The following is an 18246-nucleotide window of genomic DNA, read 5'->3' as shown; positions in this document are numbered from 1 at the left end:
GAGCTTAGTTCCCGATGGCTTTCAGCGACGTGATCGAGTACACCGACGAGGTCACGATGTTCAGGAACTTCTGCAGTTCCGCTGCCGGCGCGTTGGATACGTACAGCACATCGTTGTCGTGCATCTTGAACCCCTGGGCGAGGAGCAGGGAACCGGGGTTGCGCATGTCCAGCACGTAGACGACGGGTACTTTCCCGTCTTTCGTGGCCGACTTTGATTCGGGCTTGGCGGCTGTCGTGCCGAGGTCGGTTTCGTCGGCCATCCGGAACACGAATACGCCGCGCGCATCGGCCCGGGCGTCCTGCAGACCGCCGGCCCGGCCCAGCGCCTGGGCGAGCGAGATGCCCTGCGATTCGAAATACATTTCTTCGTTCTTGACCGTGGCGCCCAGCACGATGAGGCTCAGCGGCTTGGGCGTGACGGTGATCACGTCGCCGGGAGCCAGCGGCACGTTCTGGCTCGGATCCTGAATCACGTGTTTCAGCGGCATGGATACCACATGGCCATCGCGCGCGAGCTGGATGGTCTCCTTGCCCACGGATTGGCGAACACCGCCTGCGGCAGCCAGTGCATCCAGCAGCCGGTCGCCCTTGGCGGTCAGCGGCATCTGGAGACTGCGGCCGACGTCGCCCACGATGGTGACCGTTGCCGTCGTGTTCTGGGCCATGCGCACCAGGACCTGCGGGTCATGCGCCTTGCCGCTCAGCTTTTTTTCGATCATGGTCTGGATCTGTTGCGGCGAGCGCCCGGCGACATGGATCATGCCGGCAAAGGGAATGTCGATGGTGCCGTTGGCGGAAACCATCTGTTCGGGGAAGGAGACCATGCGGGTCGTCGCACCGCCCATGCCGTCCAGAGGGGCTGACGTGAACAGCGTACTGGGTGGCGCTTCCCACAGGGAAATTGCCAGTACGTCTCCCGGTCCGACCAGATAGGTCGCGCCAAGCTTGGCGGGAAACTGCTGGGAGAAGTAGGTGTGCTTGCGTTCCTCTGCCAGAGTCTGGATCACGGTGTCGTCCACGTACACGACCTTGATCGCCGAATTGGGCTGCTTGCCCGCGTCGGTGATATCGCCGGCACTCGGGCCGCTGGCAGGCAGCCATGCGGAAGTGGTCGCACAGCCCTGTACGCCAAGCAGTGGGACCACGATGAGTCCGATGGCGCAGACCTTCGAAATTTTCAAGTTGTCAGCCTCATTGTCATTGCACCGGGCCTTCTGGCACCGGCGTCAGTGTAATTTTTTCCCGCCTGCCTGTGTCAATTTTTCCCACAGAGGCGGCTATCCGGTTGGTGGCACAGATGCGAATCCTGCTTGTCACACCAGGTTGGCGGATCGGCCTTCGGCGATCATGACCGCCAGGTCTCCAGAACGGCCATTACCCGCGCGCACAATGCCACCGCACGCTCCCGGGTTGCCGCTTCCGTATAACAGCGCAGCTCGGGTGCATTTCCCGATGGACGAAGATGCACGACCTCGTCGTTCGACAGCACGACCCGCACGCCGTCCGTCCAGTCCAGCTCCCTCGCCGGGGATTCCGTTGCCGAGCCGAAGGCCGCATCGAAGGCGCCCCGCGGATCGCCACTGTCCGGCATGAAGCCAGCAATTCGAGCCGAGGTCAATGCGGTCGGGAATTCCTTGAGCCGATCGCTGAAGGTGAAACGCTGCGGCAGAGCGGCGACCAGGGCGGAAACGGGTTTGCTCTGGCGCTTGCTCGCCACCAGAACGGCCAGAATCGGCAGTACGGCATCGCGGGTGGGCAGTGCGGGCAATGTTTTCGATCCGTCCGTGAAATCCGTCGCCAGCAGGAATCCGCCATTGGCCTCGAAACCGCAGACGCGCGTGGCGCCACTCTCTATGGCAGCGGTCATGGCTGCGACCACATAGGGTGAACCGATCCGCGTGCGGACCACCTGAGGGAAACTGCCGCACTTTTCCAGGGACGTGTTGCTGCTGACCGGCGTGACCACGGCCTCGGCAGCCAGAGATTGAGCGGTCAGAATGCCGAGGATGTCGCCCCGCAACCACTGGCCATGTTCGTCGGACAGCAGCGGACGATCCGAGTCGCCATCCATCGAGACGATTGCGTCAAAGTGCTGCTCCCGGGCCCAGTCGGCGGCCAGCTGCACGTCCTCGGGGCGGATGGCCTCGGTATCCACGGGCACGAAAACCTCGGAGCGACCCAATGAGAGAGTTTCGGCGCCCAGTTCACGCAGGATGTCCACCATGATGTCCCGACCAACCGCGGAATGCTGGTATACGCCAATCTTCAGGCCAGACAGCGCCGCAGGTCCGTAGAAGTCCACGTAACGTCGGATATAGGTCGTGACGGCATCCACGGGCGCACCGAGATCCACAGCTGCGCGCAGCATGCCTGCCTCGTCGAACAGGTCCATCGGCATCGTCACCGGTTGGCCGAGCACGCCCGCCTCGTCGGACTTCAGCAGTTCGCCATCGGGCCGGTTGAACTTGATGCCGTTCCGATCATCGGGAATATGGCTACCCGTCACCATCAGCGCCGGGATTTTTCGCTCCAGCCCCAGCAGCGCGAGCGCCGGGGAGGGGATATAACCGCAGAACAGCGGCTTGCCGCCCACGGATTCGATGGCGGCAGCGCAAGCACGCAGGATTCGGGGTGAACTTGGGCGGAGGTCGCCCGCCAGTGCCACGGCCATACCGGGCTCGAACAGGCCGATTGAGCGCATGTAATTGAGAAAGCCCGCCGTGTAGGCAAAGCAAACCTGATCGGTCATCCTGGTCACGAGGCCGCGGGCACCGGAGGTGCCGAATGCGACTTCTGATTCCTGAATGATTGCTGAGAGTTTCTGGTTCAATTCAATGTATCCAGTAAAGTTTGCCCAATAAGACGTGGAGGGGCAAAGGTTATGAGATCGGTGGGTTATTCAAAAACTTCAGCTTCTGAAAGCAGAACACCTTGTTGATCCTTTGCGGACAAACTGAAGGGACCTTCGCTGTGCCAATTGATACCGATTGACGGATCATTCCAAGCAATGCAACGCTCGAATGTTGGCGCGTAGTAGTCCGTCGTTTTATACAGGAACTCGGCATTGTCTGACAGGGTGACAAAGCCATGAGCGAAGCCTGCGGGTATCCAGAGTTGCTTCTTGTTTTCCGCCGAGAGAACTTCTCCCACCCATTGACCAAAGGTCGGCGAGCCTTTCCGTATGTCGACGGCAACATCGAACACTTCACCGTGCACTACGCGCACCAGCTTCCCCTGGGCCTGCTTGATCTGATAGTGCAGACCCCGTAATACATTCTTTGCCGAACGCGAATGGTTGTCCTGGACGAAATCGACCGAGTAACCGATTGCGGCTTCAAAATGGCGCTGGTTGTAACTTTCGAAGAAGAAGCCTCTTTCATCACCGAATACTCGGGGTTCGAACAGGATCACGTCAGGTATGGCCAAAGGTGTTGCTTGCATGTTCAGGCTACCAGGTAGTGATTAGCGGATGTCGTCTTTCAGGATACGGTGCAGGTACTTGCCATATCCGTTCTTAAGCAGCGGTTTGGCGAGTTTTTCCAGTTGTTCGTCATTGATCCAGTCCTGGCGCCAGGCAATTTCCTCGGGACAGGCCACTTTCAGACCCTGACGAGACTCGATGGTGGCGATGAACTGGCCGGCTTCCAGCAGTGAGTCGTGGGTACCGGTATCCAGCCAGGCGAATCCCCGGCCCATGATCTCGACATTCAGCTCGCCCTGATCGAGATACAACCGATTGAGATCCGTGATCTCCAGCTCACCGCGCGGTGAGGGTTTCAGACCTTTGGCGAAATCCACGACCTGATCGTCGTAGAAGTACAGGCCGGTGACCGCGTAGTTCGATTTGGGTTGTGGCGGTTTTTCCTCCAGGGATAGCACCTTCCCTGACTCATCGAATTCGGCCACGCCATATCGTTCGGGATCGTGCACGTGATAGGCAAAGACGCTGGCACCCTGCGTACGCTGATGGGCATTGGCCAGCAATTTGTGAAAATCGTGACCATAAAACAGGTTGTCACCCAGCACCAGGGCGCTCGGGTCGTTGCCGATGAAGGGTGCCCCGATCAGGAAGGCCTGGGCCAGACCATCCGGCGAGTCCTGAATGGCATAGTTGAGGTTCAGACCCCATTGGGCCCCGCTGCCCAGTAGCTGCTCGAAGCGAGGCGTGTCCTGCGGCGTGGAAATGATCAGAATGTCTCGGATGCCCGCCAGCATCAACGTGCTCAGCGGGTAGTAAATCATTGGCTTGTCGTATACCGGTAAGAGCTGCTTGCTGATGGCCAGGGTTGCAGGGTGCAGTCGTGTACCTGAACCACCAGCGAGAATGATTCCTTTGCGATTTGTCATGATGGATGGCTCTACTCTTGGATTGTTGGCTTATAGAATTTCAGTCAGCATACGTTCGACTCCGCGCTCCCATGGCGGCAGTACCAGATCGAAAGTGTTCTGTAGTCGGATGGTGCTCAGACGAGAGTTCAAAGGACGCTTGGCGGGCGTCGGGAAAGCGCTCGTTGGTACAGGGGCGATATCGTCCGTATTGACCTTGATGGGCATACCAGCTGCCCGCGCGTGTTCGATCACGAATCGCGCATAGTCGAACCAGGTGGTTTCGCCGGTAGCCACGAGATGATACAAGCCGGACAATTCCGGATTCATGACGGTGCGGCGAATGGCATGGGCCGTCACATCCGCGATCAGTTCCGCCCCGGTCGGGGCGCCATGCTGATCATTGATGATGTTGAGGGAATCCCTTTCTTTGGCCAGGCGCAGCATGGTCTTTGCGAAGTTATTGCCCCTGGCGGCGTACACCCAGCTGGTTCGGAAGATGAGATGTTTGCCTGCCTGTGCGGCAATCAACTGTTCGCCTTCGAGCTTGGTCTGTCCATACATGTTTGGCGGAGCGACCGGATCCGTCTCCTGACGCGGTGCCGAGCCGCTGCCGTCGAACACGTAATCGGTCGAGTAATGCACCAGGAGTGCGTCATGGCGTTTGGCGGCTTCTGCGAGCACGCCCGGGGCGGTGGCATTCACGAGACGAGCCTGATCCACCTCGCTTTCGGCCTTGTCCACGGCGGTATAGGCAGCGGCATTGACAATCACGTCCGGCCGAATCCGATCAACCATTTCCAAAAGACCGGATAGATTGGCCAGATCCCCGCAATAGTCCGTACTGCGTGAATCCAACGCGATCAACTCGCCCACTGGCGCGAGGCTGCGCTGAAGCTCCCAGCCGACCTGTCCGTTTTTTCCCAGCAACAGGATTTTCATGGCTTAGCTCCGGCCACTGTAGTTGGTTTCCAGCCAGTTGCGATAGGCACCGGATTGGACCGTCTTCACCCATTCCTCATTCTCGAGATACCAGGCTACCGTTTTGCGGATACCGGTCTCGAAGGTTTCCGCAGGGCGCCAGCCCAGTTCGCGCTCGATCTTGGTGGCATCGATGGCGTAGCGTCGGTCATGGCCCGGTCGGTCGGTCACGAAGGTCATCTGCTCGATATACGGCTTGCCGTCGGCACGGGGACGCATCTCGTCCAGCAGGCCGCAGACGATCTTCACGATCTCGATGTTCGGCATCTCGTTCCAGCCGCCCACGTTGTACACCTCGCCGAGCGTGCCGGCTTCGAGCACTCGACGAATGGCGCTGCAATGATCCTTGACGAACAGCCAGTCCCGGATCTGCATGCCGTCGCCGTACACGGGCAGGGGCTTGCCGGCCAGTGCATTGACGATCATCAGTGGGATCAGCTTCTCCGGGAAATGATAAGGGCCGTAGTTGTTCGAGCAGTTGGTGGTGAGAACCGGCAGGCCATAGGTATGGTGGTAGGCGCGTACCAGATGATCGGATGCCGCCTTCGAGGCGGAGTAGGGGCTGTTTGGCTCGTAGCGCTTGGTTTCAGTAAAGGCGGGGTCGCTGGGGCTCAGTGAACCATACACTTCGTCCGTAGAAACATGCAGAAAACGGAATTGGCTCTTTTCCGCATCGGCCAGATTACTCCAGTAACCGCGTACGGATTCGAGCAGATGGAAGGTGCCCAGCATATTGGTCTGGATAAAATCCTCAGGGCCGTGGATCGAGCGATCCACATGCGACTCGGCCGCGAAATTGATGACTGCGCGCGGTTTGTGGTTCGTAAGCAGTTTATCCACGAGGGCGCGATCCCCGATGTCCCCCTGAACAAAGATATGCCGAGAGTCATCCTTGAGGCTGGACAGATTGTCCAGGTTGCCCGCATAGGTCAGCTTGTCGAGGTTAATGACCGGCTCATCGTTGATCGCAAGCCAGTCGAGTACGAAGTTAGAACCGATAAAGCCTGCTGCGCCTGTAACGAGAATCATGATATGAACCTATGAAAATGGTTTAAAAAATAAATAAAAATATATGGTTATGTTGATTTAGGAGTGTCGGTGGCTGAGCATTTTTAATCTTCCGATAACTTGCCATTCGTGTTGAAGGTTTTTTTTGGGCCTACTTGCCCATGCCTGATTTTCCGATAAACAAGCACGGTGTCTTCAATGCAGCGTGACCATCGATAACTTTCTGCAATGTTTAACCCTGCTGAGTTGGCTTTTGCTCTCCATTCATCATCGTCGAGACCTCGGTGGATGATCGTACTAAAATCTTCAATGTCATCCGGGTCGATCAGCATTGCCGCACCCTGGGTAACTTCAGGAAGACAAGAAAACTTCGATGTGACCACTGGCACACCCGAGGACATGGCCTCCGCTACGGGTAACCCAAAGCCTTCGTAAATCGAGGGGTATATAAACAATCTGGCGCCTGCGAAAATGATTGGCAAATCCTCTTCAGGAACGAAACCCAGGTATTTTAACCAACCAGCGCGGGTGCCAGCCGTAATTTTCAGGTGAAGGTCTTCGTTCAGCCAGCCCCTTGGACCAATCAGGATGAGTGGGTATCGATCACGTATTTGTGCGGGTAGCAGGGAATAAGCATCAAGTAGCCTGTCAATGCGTTTGCGCGGTTCGAGCGTAGAAACACACAGAGCGTATCCATCATATTGGAGTTCATAACGAGCGAGGATAGGCTCCGTCTGGCAAAATTTATGAGGTCTGAAGCGTTCAGATACCCCTAAATGAACAGCTGTGACGCGATCTTCCGGCCATCCGAGAAATTTAATGACTTCTTCTCTTGTTGTCTGAGTATCCGTAATTAACTGATCAGCGCGCTGTATAGAAAGTGAAAAATGCTTTTCAAACTGGCGGATACGTTCAACTGGGTGTGTTTCTGGAAACTTGAAGATTGAGAGATCATGGATGGTGATCACTCCTCGGTCAGTGCAAGGCGGCAGGAAATAGTTCGGGCCATGGAAAATAGCCCCCTTGCATCGAATTACACCCCCGATCCAGCGTAATGACTTGACTGAATTCCATCGTGGAGCTAGGTCTTTGTATGCGTGCGGACCTGCGGCAGAAAGACTGGGATCCAGGAGTGCAGCTGGGTTGCGTATCCAGTAACCATTTCGATAAAAATGGAGTTGATCAATGCTGGACTCAAGAGCCAAACGGCTTGCCAATTCCCAGGTATAACGACCGATACCAGACAGAGGTGGCGTCAGTGCATCGACAGCGAGAACAACTTTCATTGTTCGGGGGACTCGATCATCCAGCGCAACGTGTCCGCTAACGGAATATCGTCGACAGGGCCAATCATGGATACCAGTTTGGCGCGATCGCCAAGCAGCATCTTCACTTCATTGGCACGAACGAAGGCCGGGTTTACCCTTACCTCGAAGTCGTGACCGGAAATGCTGCGGACCATGTCCAGTACTTCCTGAAGGGTGAATGCCTTGCCGGAGCAGACATTGAAGGTTCCGCCGATGGCCTCCGGCTTCTCGAGCAGCCGACGGTAGCATTGCACGACGGTGCGGACGTCGGAGAAGTCCCGGGCGACATCCAGATTGCCCAACTCGATAACCGGTGCCTTCTTGCGGACGTGGGCGACGATCTTGGGTAAAAGGAAGTTTTCCGTCTGACCGACACCCGTGTAGTTGAACGGCCGGGTGACAATCAGCGGCAACTTGTCCTGGAACAGGTTGGCCATGAACTCCATGGCCAGCTTGCTCACTGCGTAATCGTTGGCGGGTGCAGGCAAGGTTGCCTCGCTTAGCATTCCGCCGGTGGCATTCCCATAGACATTCGCACTACTGGCTATCAGTACGGCACGAGGCGTAACCTTGGCCCGAACTAGTGCGTCGAGCACGTTTCGCGAGCCCATGAGATTTGTTGAATAAATGGCCGAAACATCACCGTGGGCGACAAAGGCAATGGCTGCCAAGTGAACCACGATGTCCGGGCGTACCGTTTCCATGATGTGCGTCAAAGCCGCAAGATCGGCAAGGTCGCCTGCATGGACGGCGTGTACGCCCGGAATGGCCCGGCCGCTTGGGGATTGTGCCAGGCCATGCACTTCATAGCCGGCCTGACTCAATTCGGCCGCCAGATAGCGACCAGTGAACCCCTGAACACCTGTAATCAGTGCTTTCAAAGCAAATTACCTGTTTTCAGATGAATTAGAACGAGAAACCAGACTGATTGCGACGCAAATCGGCTTCCACCATCATGCGGCACAGATCTTCGAGAGAGGTCTTCGGTTCCCAGCCCAGATCCTGCTTAGCCTTCTCCGGATTGCCGATGAGCAGATCCACTTCGGCCGGACGATAGAATTTCGGATTGACGGCGACGATCGTTTTTCCGGTGGCCGCATCAATACCGCGTTCCTGCTCGTTGGAACCCGTCCACTCAACGTTGATGTCCGCAGCCTTGCAGGCCATGGTGACGAAATCGCGAACCGTTTCCGTCCGGTTAGTGGCGAGTACATAAGTATCCGGCTTGTCGGCCTGTAGCATCAGGTACATGCCTTCCACATATTCCTTGGCGAAACCCCAGTCGCGCTTGGCATCCATGTTGCCCAGCTCGAGTACATCGTGCTTGCCGAGTTTGATTTTTGCGATCGTGTCGGTGATCTTGCGCGTCACGAACTCACGGCCGCGAAGCGGGGATTCGTGATTGAACAAAATGCCGCTGGAACCGAAAATGTCGTAGCTTTCACGGTAGTTGATCGTCATCCAGTGCGCATACAGTTTGGCTACGCCATACGGACTGCGCGGATAGAAGGGCGTATCTTCCTTCTGCGGAATGGCCTGTACCTTGCCGAACATTTCCGACGTGGACGCCTGATAGAAGCGAATCTTGGGATTCACGATCCGGATGGCTTCCAGCAGATTCAACGGACCGACGCCGGTGATCTCGGCCGTGGTAATCGGCTGGTCAAAGGAAACGCCTACGAAACTTTGTGCCGCGAGGTTGTATACCTCTGTCGCATCACTGGTTTCAAGCAGACGAATCGCCGAAGTAACGTCTGTGAGATCGTATTCGACGAGATGCAGGTTGGGATGCTTGTCGACTCCCAACTCCTCAAGTCGCCAGAAATTGACTGAACTGGTTCTGCGATAGGTTCCGTAGACGGTATAACCTTTGTTTAGAAGTAGCTCGGTTAGGTAAGCGCCATCCTGGCCAGTAATACCGGTAATGATTGCAGTATTCATGAAAAATCTCCTATGTTGGTATTGCAAAAAACCATGGCAGTGAAGGAAAAAAAACAAGGTTGATTTTTTTCTGCTGAAATGGGATGAAATTGTGGTTATCTGAAAATATACGCATTGTGAATCAAATTACAAGAGGGTAGCCATGGTGAGGGGATTCAACCTGGGATGTGGAAAGTGAAAAATCAGAAGCTGATAATGTTAAGTTTGGATTGTAAAAGGGGTCACTTGTAAGGACTTTTCCCCATTTTTTTTTCATGAAGTCTACTTCATGCTCGAAAAAAGAAGCGAGATGCTGTTGGTCGGGTGCGTTCCTGGTTAGTGACTCAAAGTGCTGGAGGGAAATATAAGGGATGAAAAGATTTCTAAATCCAGCATTGTTAACTTTAAGGCAGAAGTCTACATCATTAAATGCAACGGACAGTGATTCATCTAGCCCTCCTACTAGAAAAAAAATAGACTTTTTTACTGCTAAGCAGGCGCCAGTGACGGCAGATACTTCTTGTAGACAGTTTAGACGATTCAAGTAGCCTGAAGAATCGCTGGATTCAAGCCTATATGCATGAGCAGCCACGCCACCGATTCCTAAAATTACTCCAGCATGTTGAATTTGACCGGTTGGGTACAGAAGCTTAGGGCCGACAGCACCAATATCTGGGCGTGCGGCATGACTAACCAAATCAATAAGCCAGTTGTTTTTAAGAATTACAGTGTCATTATTGAGCAGGCAGATGATATCGCCTTTAGAATGCTTTGCTGCGAGATTGTTTATGGTGGAAAAGTTGAATGGTGAATCGAAATCGATAATGTTTATTGCCAAATGAGGGAATTGACTGGCTATTGCAAAAATCTTCTCTGGGTGTGAAGACTGATTATTCACAATAATTATTTCATATTTGATTTTTTTAGTGTTTGTAGAGATGCTGCTGATGCAGTCATAAAGTTTTTGGAGTTCGTTTCGAGTTGGAATAATTATTGAAACGAAGTGCTTGCGTAGGTCATATTGGAATTCGATATTAAGGCTGTTGGTTGATGAATTTATTTTAGTTTTTCCATTCATGGGTGCAAGATGCTTATTTGCTATACGTGCGCGCTTCCTTAAATATTGAACGTCGTGTGGGCATGTAGATGAATCCTGATCGGAATTTCGCGTATGCAAAAGAACTCTAGGAATATGTCTAATTTGTTTCGCAGATATATGGTTGAGCATTCTCATTATCAGATCAAAAAAGGCGAGGCTGTGGTTTTCATATTTTATACCTTTTAAGCTTCGAACAAACAAAGATTTGAGTGCGAAAGATTTTCCAATGTAGTTGTGCGAGAGGAAATACTCAAGATTCCAATCTGGTTTGAAATGTGGATTAAGACGAAAATAGTTTTTTTTAATTTGATCTTCATCTGAATAAATAATGTGCGCGCTATCGAATCTGTTTGCCTCGACAGCAAAATGATAAAGTGCTTGCGCAGCCATGAAATCATCGCCGCTTAATTGAATTATGTAATCTCCGCTAACTATTTTAAGTGCGCTATTGAATGATCTGATAAATGAAAAAGTCTCTTTGTGATAAAGTGGCTTGATGCGTGAATCAAGATGCGCATATTCATTTATTTTATTAAGTGTGTCGGCGTTAGTAAATGGATTGACGGCTATTATCAGTTCTAGGTTCCGATACCGTTGCGCCAGAACTGAGTTGATAGCATCTATTAGAAAGAAATTGGATTCATCTGGGAATAAAAGGATAGAGAAAAGTGGCTTGAATTTAAGCTCGGTTATGTGCGAGTCAATTTTCTCGACATCATCCGCTGATAACGTGTCGTTACGCAATATGAAATTTTGATAAACGTGATCGGGGATGGCTTTTATTTGCATTTTTAAGATGTTTTACTGAGGGCGATCATTAAGAAAATAATAAAATTGGTGTTGTGGAATGGCAAATAATCTCTGTGTGGAAAAATCCTAGCGCTATGTTGAGCATATGGTGGTTATAAATGAGTTCCATTGGGAGGCAATTGAATCTATGTTGTATTTTTTGGATTGGTTCAGACCTTTTGTGCGTAGAGTGGATTGTATAGTTTCAAAATCACTGTTGTAGATGATGTATTTTATTTGATTATATAAGGAGTTGTGGTCATAAGGGTCAAAATACAAAGCACCATCACCATATATTTCTTTATGGACTGGAATATCCGAAGCGATTACAGCTCCACTGCAACACATGGCTTCTAGTCCTGTCAAGTCAAACCCTTCACCTCTGCTGGGGCAAACGGTGGCTGCAGCATTGCTGTATAGCTGTCGCAATACATCAATTGGTACATCGTGGAGAACAAATAGCCGTCCATCATTAATGCCCGGTGCGGCGGATCTTAATATATTATCATAATCCCAACCTATGCTACCAACAAGAACTAAAAGTAAATCTCTATCGCATGTGCTCCTGGCTTTTTCCCAAGCGGAAATTAAGAGTTCATGATTTTTTCTAGGCTCCAACGTCGCGACCATTAAAATAAATTTATGTTGTTTGTTTGTGGAAAATACTTCGTCTAGTGCCTGGTATGTTGGATTTATAGATAATTTGTATGAATTATCGATTGCTTTATTTCTCTTGACAGTTTCGAAAAGGTCCGGGTAGTTGTAGCAGTATCTATTTAATATTGACTTTAAGTCTAGCGTGTTGGTGATATCGGGGTGAAACTCTGAGGAGGTGAAACTGTAAATTGTTGTTGCATTTTTTTCTACTTCTGGAAAAAACTGAATTAGTTCTTGTCTTACAGTCTCTGATCCGCAAACGAAGTAAGCACCAGATTTTATGTTTTCAGCTAATGCATTGTAATGGGTAGACTCATGCCTCCTCTTGTCTGAAATAGTGTGCGGCATAGTCATAGGTATGGAGTCATGGTAGTGAATGACTAGCTTTGTATTCTTGGCAACTTTGCCGGGAAATGGCATTTGTGCAATTAAAACATCAAAGTCGCTGGTATTTATTAAAGGATATCTGGGGGTTTTGAATAAAATAAGTGAGTCAAGTCCAATGCTGTGCATTGTTGATCGTGATAACGGTAGAATGAAACACTCAGGTTTTAATGCTTTCAGCTTGTCCGATGGATTTAGTGTTTTGGAGAAAAGTGCATTCCAGATGAAGTCCGAGAAATACTCGGTTTCAAATCGCTTTAACTGAACTGAATGGATTTTAGTCCAGCCATATACTCTTGCGAGCAGTTGTGCAAATAAGTATTTGGTTAGGGATAGTACAGACTTGCGGCGCCACTTGTTTTTATCTTCTGTAATCGAAATGGCTGTAGAGGATAGCAAATGTAATTTCTTATCTTGAGTAAGATTTTGCGCGGTTGATACAGGCAGGCCGGGCCCAATGTCAGATGTTGAGCCTTGAATTAGACCGGATATATCAAAACCTGAATGTTTTGTTAATGCGAGATATAATAACCTGGTTACTTGAGGGATGCCAAAATATCCTCCTAATGCTGGCCTTAAATCAAACAAAATTGATTTTTTGATGTTGCTTTGTTTGATGTTGAGTCCGGGTTTAATTGTTTCATAAGAGTTACGCTGTGAATGTGGCTGTGGTTTGCTCATATAAATATTTTGTGTTTTTTGTCATGGCGGTATTGATGGGTAGGCAATAAACTTAATATTTCGTTATTCCGAAGGTTGGTTCTTCAGAGATGTTTAGGATTAAATCATCAAGTCGCTTATAACACGCTTCCCAGTCGTAATGTCTCAAGGTGTTCTCGATGCCTGGTTTAAGCTTTGAATATGTTGTCTCATAGTCTATGCTCCGTATAGTGCTCACAGCATCTTCAATTGATCTTTGGATGAGTATACAGTTTTCTCTGTCCTTGATGTATTCTCGATTTCCAAAAGCATCTGTAATTACTGCAATACATCCGCATGCCATAGCCTCAAGGGGAGGCAAACTGAGTCCCTCATGAATTGAAGTCTGTAGGAAAAACTGATGAGTATTGTAAAGCTCTCGCAATTCCTCGTTGCCCGGTTTGTGTTTAAAATGGATATTTATGTGTTCGGGCACTAGAGTGGGGTCCACACCGTATGCTGTAATTTTGTACCCTTGGTCTGCTAAGTTTTGAATAATGCTTTTAGATAGAGGGTAGCCCTTTAAGGGTTCGCCTCTGGCGCAAACAAGGACTGAATTGTTTATTTTCTTGGATTTTGTTCTATAGAAGATATCTTTATCAACACCAAGTCCCACATATTTCGAGTGGTAGTAGAAATCTGTTGCGAGTGCTTCTGAAAGCCATTTATAGCAGGATATATAGGTAAAATCTGGTGCATACGAAGACCAGGCTCTTAATTCATTAAATGTGTCTCTGCCCTTGTAATAAGATGTTTCAATATCTAGTGATAGCCATACTGGAATCCCTCTCAGTATAGAGCTGCGCCATACATGTTCCGCTGTTTCCCACCAAGTTGCTATTTTTATAGAGTTTAGCGGATATAGCTCTTGTTGAAGCTCTGCGAAATTGTTGAATTGAGAAAATTTCACATCATTATTAAATTGAAACCAATCCGGCTTCGAAGCGAGTGACCAGATTTGTACAGAGTATCTGTCTGATTGGCCGGCGAGAAAGTCAGCAAATCTAAAAATTACTCTATGTCCGCCTCCTACGCCGGTATCTTTAGTTACAAATATAATGCTTACTTTCTTTTGACTGTTAGTTACTTTTCTTTTGAAGAATTTCCCCTGTTTCTCCCAAAAAAAATTTTGAGAGTTTATTTCTCTTTTTCCAGGGTTTTTGCCTCTGGTAATTGATTCGTGATGATATATTTCAGAGGCGCCTACATAAGTCACAGGTAGATTTTCATTCCATACTCTGAGGCAATAGTCAACATCCTCGAAACCCATTTCAAAATTTTCATCAAAATGGCCGACTGCTTTCAATGTTTCGTTGGTTATGTATAAGGCCGCTGCTGTGCAGTATAATGCGTTATAGTTCATTAAGGCAGGTGGGTGATATCGATCTTGCATTCTATTTCTGTGTTCAAACCAATCTGGTGCATTAAAATTTCTAAAACCACCTGCGTGCTGGATTTTGTTGTTCGGGTACAATAGTCGTGCGCCTGCTACACCGCCGTTCATTCTGGCAACAGCACACAGAGAACTTATTGAAAACTCTGTAAGCTCTGTATCGCTATTTAATAGTAAGATGTCAGATCCAGATTTAGCTGCACGCAATCCTCTGTTAACGTTTGCAGAAAAACCCTTATTTATCTTCGACCTGATAATTGTTATTGGAATTCCCATGTCTTTAGAGGCAATGGTTTCTAAATAATCTTTGTGTAATTGGTTTGTGCTGCAGTCATCGCTAATGACTATTTCTGATATTAAATTATTGCTGTATTTAAGTATGGAATTAATGCAATTTTCTAATACTTCGTAGTCATTATAACTTGGAATTACTGCCGATATTTTGGGGCGATACTCAAGTGTGTCTGTGACGTGCTTTAGATGTGCTTGTGAGTGATTAAGGAAATGAATTGGCGGCGCAGATGGTAGAGGGGTTGCTAGGGATTTGGTGGTGCTGTTTAGTTTTTTTTCAGTAATTCGCAGGAAACTAATGAGAACCTCGTTGAGGTCTTCGCTATTAATGTGAGAGTTAATTTCGTTTAGGGTTTCTAGTTCCTCATGTCCAAAAAAGGTTCGTATAACCTTCTCGCTAGAACTTGCTATCGTTTTTTTCTGAATTAATATGCTGCCCAGCCAGTTGCTCCAATCAAATTTTTCGTCATCTGAAAATGAAAAATTGCTGATTAGCCGCCATTTAAGCGTTCCTTTTGGGAGTTTCTTGATTATTTTATATTTTTTTATAAATGTTTTAGCGTTACCAATTAGCTCAGCATTGTTAGCCTCTTTGGAGCAAAGCATATCTCCAATTATTTGAATTCTGTTGAAGCCACTTTGCAGCTTGAAGGCGTAGTGAATTAATCCCTGCTTATCAGGGTGTCTGCCTAAAATGACCAGGTAAGCCTTTTCAATGAATTCGTTGGGTGGGCTTAGGAGTAGATTATCAATTTCGGTTGTGTTATTTGTTCTGTGCATGGTTCTATTGTGTCCGTAAAATTATTATTGATTTGGGTTATAAAGAGTGATAGTGCTCTATGGCTTCACTCACAGAGCTGTGTTCGATTAATTTACCGCCATCTAAAATCGCGGCGTTTGTGCAATGGTTGGCAATTAGATCCGTTTGGTGGGCGACGATAATCATCGCGCGATCTCCTCTTTTATCAAAGAGTTCGACGTTGCACTTTTGGTGAAATCTATGGTCCCCAACTGACATCCCTTCATCAATTAAGAAGCAGTCAAATTCTATTGACATTGAAATTGCGAAAGCCAGTCGTGAGCTCATCCCCGATGAGTAGTTTTTTACTGGCTCGTTTAGGTAAGGCCCTAGTTCTGCAAAGTCCTCAACTAGCTTTATTGTTTTTTCAAAGTCTACATTGTAGATTCTGGATATTAGTTTGACATTGTCTCTTCCTGTTAAACTTCCTTGGAAAGCACCGCCAAATGCTAATGGCCAGGATATTGACATGTCTCTTTTTACTGACCCCGAAGTAGGGATTTCTGCACCGCTTATTATTCTAATAAGCGTCGATTTCCCTGCGCCATTTCTTCCTAAAATCCCCCATTTTTCCCCTGGTTTGATTCTGATGCTTATCCCGTCAAGAACGGTCCTTTCGGACTTGCCGTGATGGATTGGATACCTTTTGCTTATATTTTCGAGTGTTAGCATGGTTTTCTTTCAGGTGCTTTGTACGCGTCTGTTCGCAATATTTGTTAAAGCGTAGCTAATGAGTGTTGTTAATAAAAGCATGATTATCGTGTATTCAGGATTGTAATATGTTGGAAGTCGATCCCCATAGTAGCCATCGTGGAACCACTCAACACAGTTTACTAGCGGGAATAGTAAAAGATAATCTCTGTATGGTTCTGGAACGGCTGCTGCTGTTATGAAAACACCTGAAAATGGTAGATTTAGGTATAGAATAATGTGAGATACTCTTTCAATCGCCTCGCTAAGCTCGGATAGTGCCGCCATGAATAGTACAAATGAAAATGAAAACCAGACCACCATTATGTATCCAGTTATCATTGTAAGTAGATTTGCTGGCCACTCGCAAATTCCTATTGCTACAAAAATCAAATATAATATTAAAAAGGATGCGGTGGCACTTGAGAACTCTAGAAGAATTCTTGAATAAATAATATCTGTAGGGCGCACTGGCCTGTGATGGAGTAGAGCTCGATTTATGTCAACTGCTTTTACTACTCGCCCCGTTCCATTCCTCCATAAAAGCAGAGTAGGGTAACTGACTGCTAGATACTCTGCTACCGTAGTCCCAGTGAACTCTGAGTGACCTGCAGCTGAAAAAATAATCATTACGCCTACGATAAACATCGCAGGTTCTGCAATGATCCAAATAATCCCTATACCTTCCCTGCCGTATCTCGTTATCATTTCGCGCAGAGTAAGTGCCCATATTACTCTGAGTTGTATTCTTAACTGGTCTATGAATTTTGGGGCTGTGTTATCTGTCATAATGCTCACGTACGCCTGCATTAAGGATGCTTAAAATACCCCATACAATTAGCGATAGTAGTAATGTTGCCAGTATGCCTTGTGCTCTCTTGGGTTCAGTTGGTGAGTCGGGCGTATTTGGCTCGCTGATTCTTTCTATATATATGTGTTGTCGTTGTGCTTGGGTTCTTGCTTGTTGTAGAGATGCCATGGCGCTCATCAGCTCTCTCTCTGCATATTCGTTATCGAGTGATAAGCGTTCATATTCTATTGCTTTGCTTGCGAGTGATTTGTCGCTTGATCCTGCTACTTTGGCTGTTTCTTGGGCTATTTCATTTTTTAGTAATTCTGCACGTTCTTTGAGTGTTGGTAGTTGAGGGTTGTTTTTGGTTAGTGTTTGTATTTGTATTATCTGTACTTTTGTTGCTAGCAATTGGTCTTGAAGCCTAGCGATCTGCTGCAATGGTATTGCTGACTGCTTTTCAGGGTTAATTACTCCGAATTGATTTCGATATTTCCCCATCGCTAATGAAGCGGCTTTTGCTTTGTTTTCTGCCTTTGTGAGATTTTCTTCTGCGAATCCTATCATGTCGCGCTGGGCGCGATCATTCAATTTATTTACCAGGCCTTCTGCTTGTTTCAGTAGCAGCGAATTCATTTGATATGCATCTTTTGCTGTGTAAGCGCGTGTCGTTAATGTAAGAATGCTTGATAATGGATCAATTTTGGTGCTGACTTTTTTTTCATAGTATTTATAGAAGTTTTCTAGATTGTTTTCCCAGTATATTAGACCTCCAAATCTATTGAATGGGTCTATGTTTTTGTTCTCGAATTCTTGACGCAGATTCATTTTGCTGATTAATGAGTTCATTGCGTCTCTGGATGTCAGGTAATCCTTTACTGTAAAAGAGTCGTTTTGTGATGTGTTAAAACCTACTCCTTGTAAAAATTGACCGAGTACTGATGGTGTTGAATGTTCCGGGGTCCTAATTACAAGTGTTGACACTGAAACATATACATCTGATGCAATAAATCCGAAATATAAAACCGATATCAATGTTGGTACTGCTACTACTGTTGTGAATAGCTTGTTTTTGAATATGAATAAATTTGTTAATTTTTTTTTCATTTTG

Annotated in this window: 15 protein-coding genes; all 15 read right to left on the bottom strand. The window is 48.2% G+C overall.

Translation table 11 applies throughout. The features are described from left to right. Positions 1–4 precede the first annotated feature (4 nt). Complete coding sequence (locus A9404_RS03680) at positions 5–1183, bottom strand: polysaccharide biosynthesis/export family protein (protein ID WP_082922714.1); 1179 nt, start codon at positions 1181–1183, stop codon at positions 5–7. Positions 1184–1347: 164 nt separating this feature from the next. Continuing rightward, a complete protein-coding gene (locus A9404_RS03675) occupies positions 1348–2832 on the bottom strand; it encodes a phosphomannomutase (protein WP_231880942.1) in 1485 nt (494 codons plus the stop codon). 65 nt (positions 2833–2897) lie between these two features. After that, positions 2898–3443 carry a dTDP-4-dehydrorhamnose 3,5-epimerase gene (gene rfbC / locus A9404_RS03670; RefSeq protein ID WP_066098770.1) on the bottom strand — a complete coding sequence of 182 codons (546 nt, stop codon included), beginning with the start codon at positions 3441–3443 and terminating at the stop codon, positions 2898–2900. Positions 3444–3464: 21 nt separating this feature from the next. Beyond that, on the bottom strand, positions 3465–4349 hold the full coding sequence (gene rfbA / locus A9404_RS03665) for a glucose-1-phosphate thymidylyltransferase RfbA (RefSeq protein WP_066098768.1): 885 nt from the start codon (positions 4347–4349) through the stop codon (positions 3465–3467). A 30-nt stretch (positions 4350–4379) separates the two neighbouring features. Then, positions 4380–5270 (bottom strand): dTDP-4-dehydrorhamnose reductase, encoded by an 891-nt coding sequence (gene rfbD / locus A9404_RS03660; protein ID WP_066098766.1) that lies wholly within the window; start codon positions 5268–5270, stop codon positions 4380–4382. 3 nt (positions 5271–5273) lie between these two features. Further along, positions 5274–6338, bottom strand: a complete 1065-nt coding sequence (gene rfbB / locus A9404_RS03655; protein ID WP_066098764.1) for a dTDP-glucose 4,6-dehydratase — start codon at positions 6336–6338, stop codon at positions 5274–5276. 83 nt (positions 6339–6421) lie between these two features. Beyond that, complete coding sequence (locus tag A9404_RS13115) at positions 6422–7603, bottom strand: glycosyltransferase family 4 protein (RefSeq protein WP_082922713.1); 1182 nt, start codon at positions 7601–7603, stop codon at positions 6422–6424. Continuing rightward, the gene (locus A9404_RS03650; RefSeq protein WP_066098762.1) at positions 7600–8505 is read right to left on the bottom strand and encodes a GDP-mannose 4,6-dehydratase; all 906 of its coding nucleotides are present in this window, start codon (positions 8503–8505) and stop codon (positions 7600–7602) included. Before A9404_RS03650 ends, A9404_RS13115 begins: the two co-directional genes overlap by 4 nt. Positions 8506–8530: 25 nt before the next feature. After that, entirely contained in the window at positions 8531–9565 is a 1035-nt protein-coding gene (gene gmd / locus A9404_RS03645; protein ID WP_066098761.1) for a GDP-mannose 4,6-dehydratase, read from the bottom strand. Positions 9566–9686: 121 nt separating this feature from the next. Beyond that, the gene (locus tag A9404_RS13110) at positions 9687–11432 is read right to left on the bottom strand and encodes a glycosyltransferase family 2 protein (protein ID WP_082922712.1); all 1746 of its coding nucleotides are present in this window, start codon (positions 11430–11432) and stop codon (positions 9687–9689) included. A 93-nt stretch (positions 11433–11525) separates the two neighbouring features. Beyond that, positions 11526–13154 carry a glycosyltransferase family 4 protein gene (locus A9404_RS13105; RefSeq protein WP_082922711.1) on the bottom strand — a complete coding sequence of 543 codons (1629 nt, stop codon included), beginning with the start codon at positions 13152–13154 and terminating at the stop codon, positions 11526–11528. Positions 13155–13206: 52 nt separating this feature from the next. After that, a complete protein-coding gene (locus A9404_RS13100; RefSeq protein ID WP_082922710.1) occupies positions 13207–15636 on the bottom strand; it encodes a glycosyltransferase in 2430 nt (809 codons plus the stop codon). Positions 15637–15673: 37 nt separating this feature from the next. Next, positions 15674–16327, bottom strand: coding sequence for an ABC transporter ATP-binding protein (locus tag A9404_RS03635; RefSeq protein WP_066098757.1), 654 nt, complete (start codon positions 16325–16327; stop codon positions 15674–15676). 9 nt (positions 16328–16336) lie between these two features. Beyond that, positions 16337–17134, bottom strand: coding sequence for an ABC transporter permease (locus A9404_RS13095; RefSeq protein WP_082923007.1), 798 nt, complete (start codon positions 17132–17134; stop codon positions 16337–16339). Then, entirely contained in the window at positions 17124–18242 is a 1119-nt protein-coding gene (locus A9404_RS13090; RefSeq protein WP_082922709.1) for a hypothetical protein, read from the bottom strand. Before A9404_RS13090 ends, A9404_RS13095 begins: the two co-directional genes overlap by 11 nt. Positions 18243–18246 lie beyond the last annotated feature (4 nt).

Source organism: Halothiobacillus diazotrophicus (assembly GCF_001663815.1).
Taxonomy (GTDB): Bacteria; Pseudomonadota; Gammaproteobacteria; order Halothiobacillales; family Halothiobacillaceae; genus Halothiobacillus; species Halothiobacillus diazotrophicus.
This window is presented reverse-complemented; position numbering and strand designations above follow the sequence as displayed.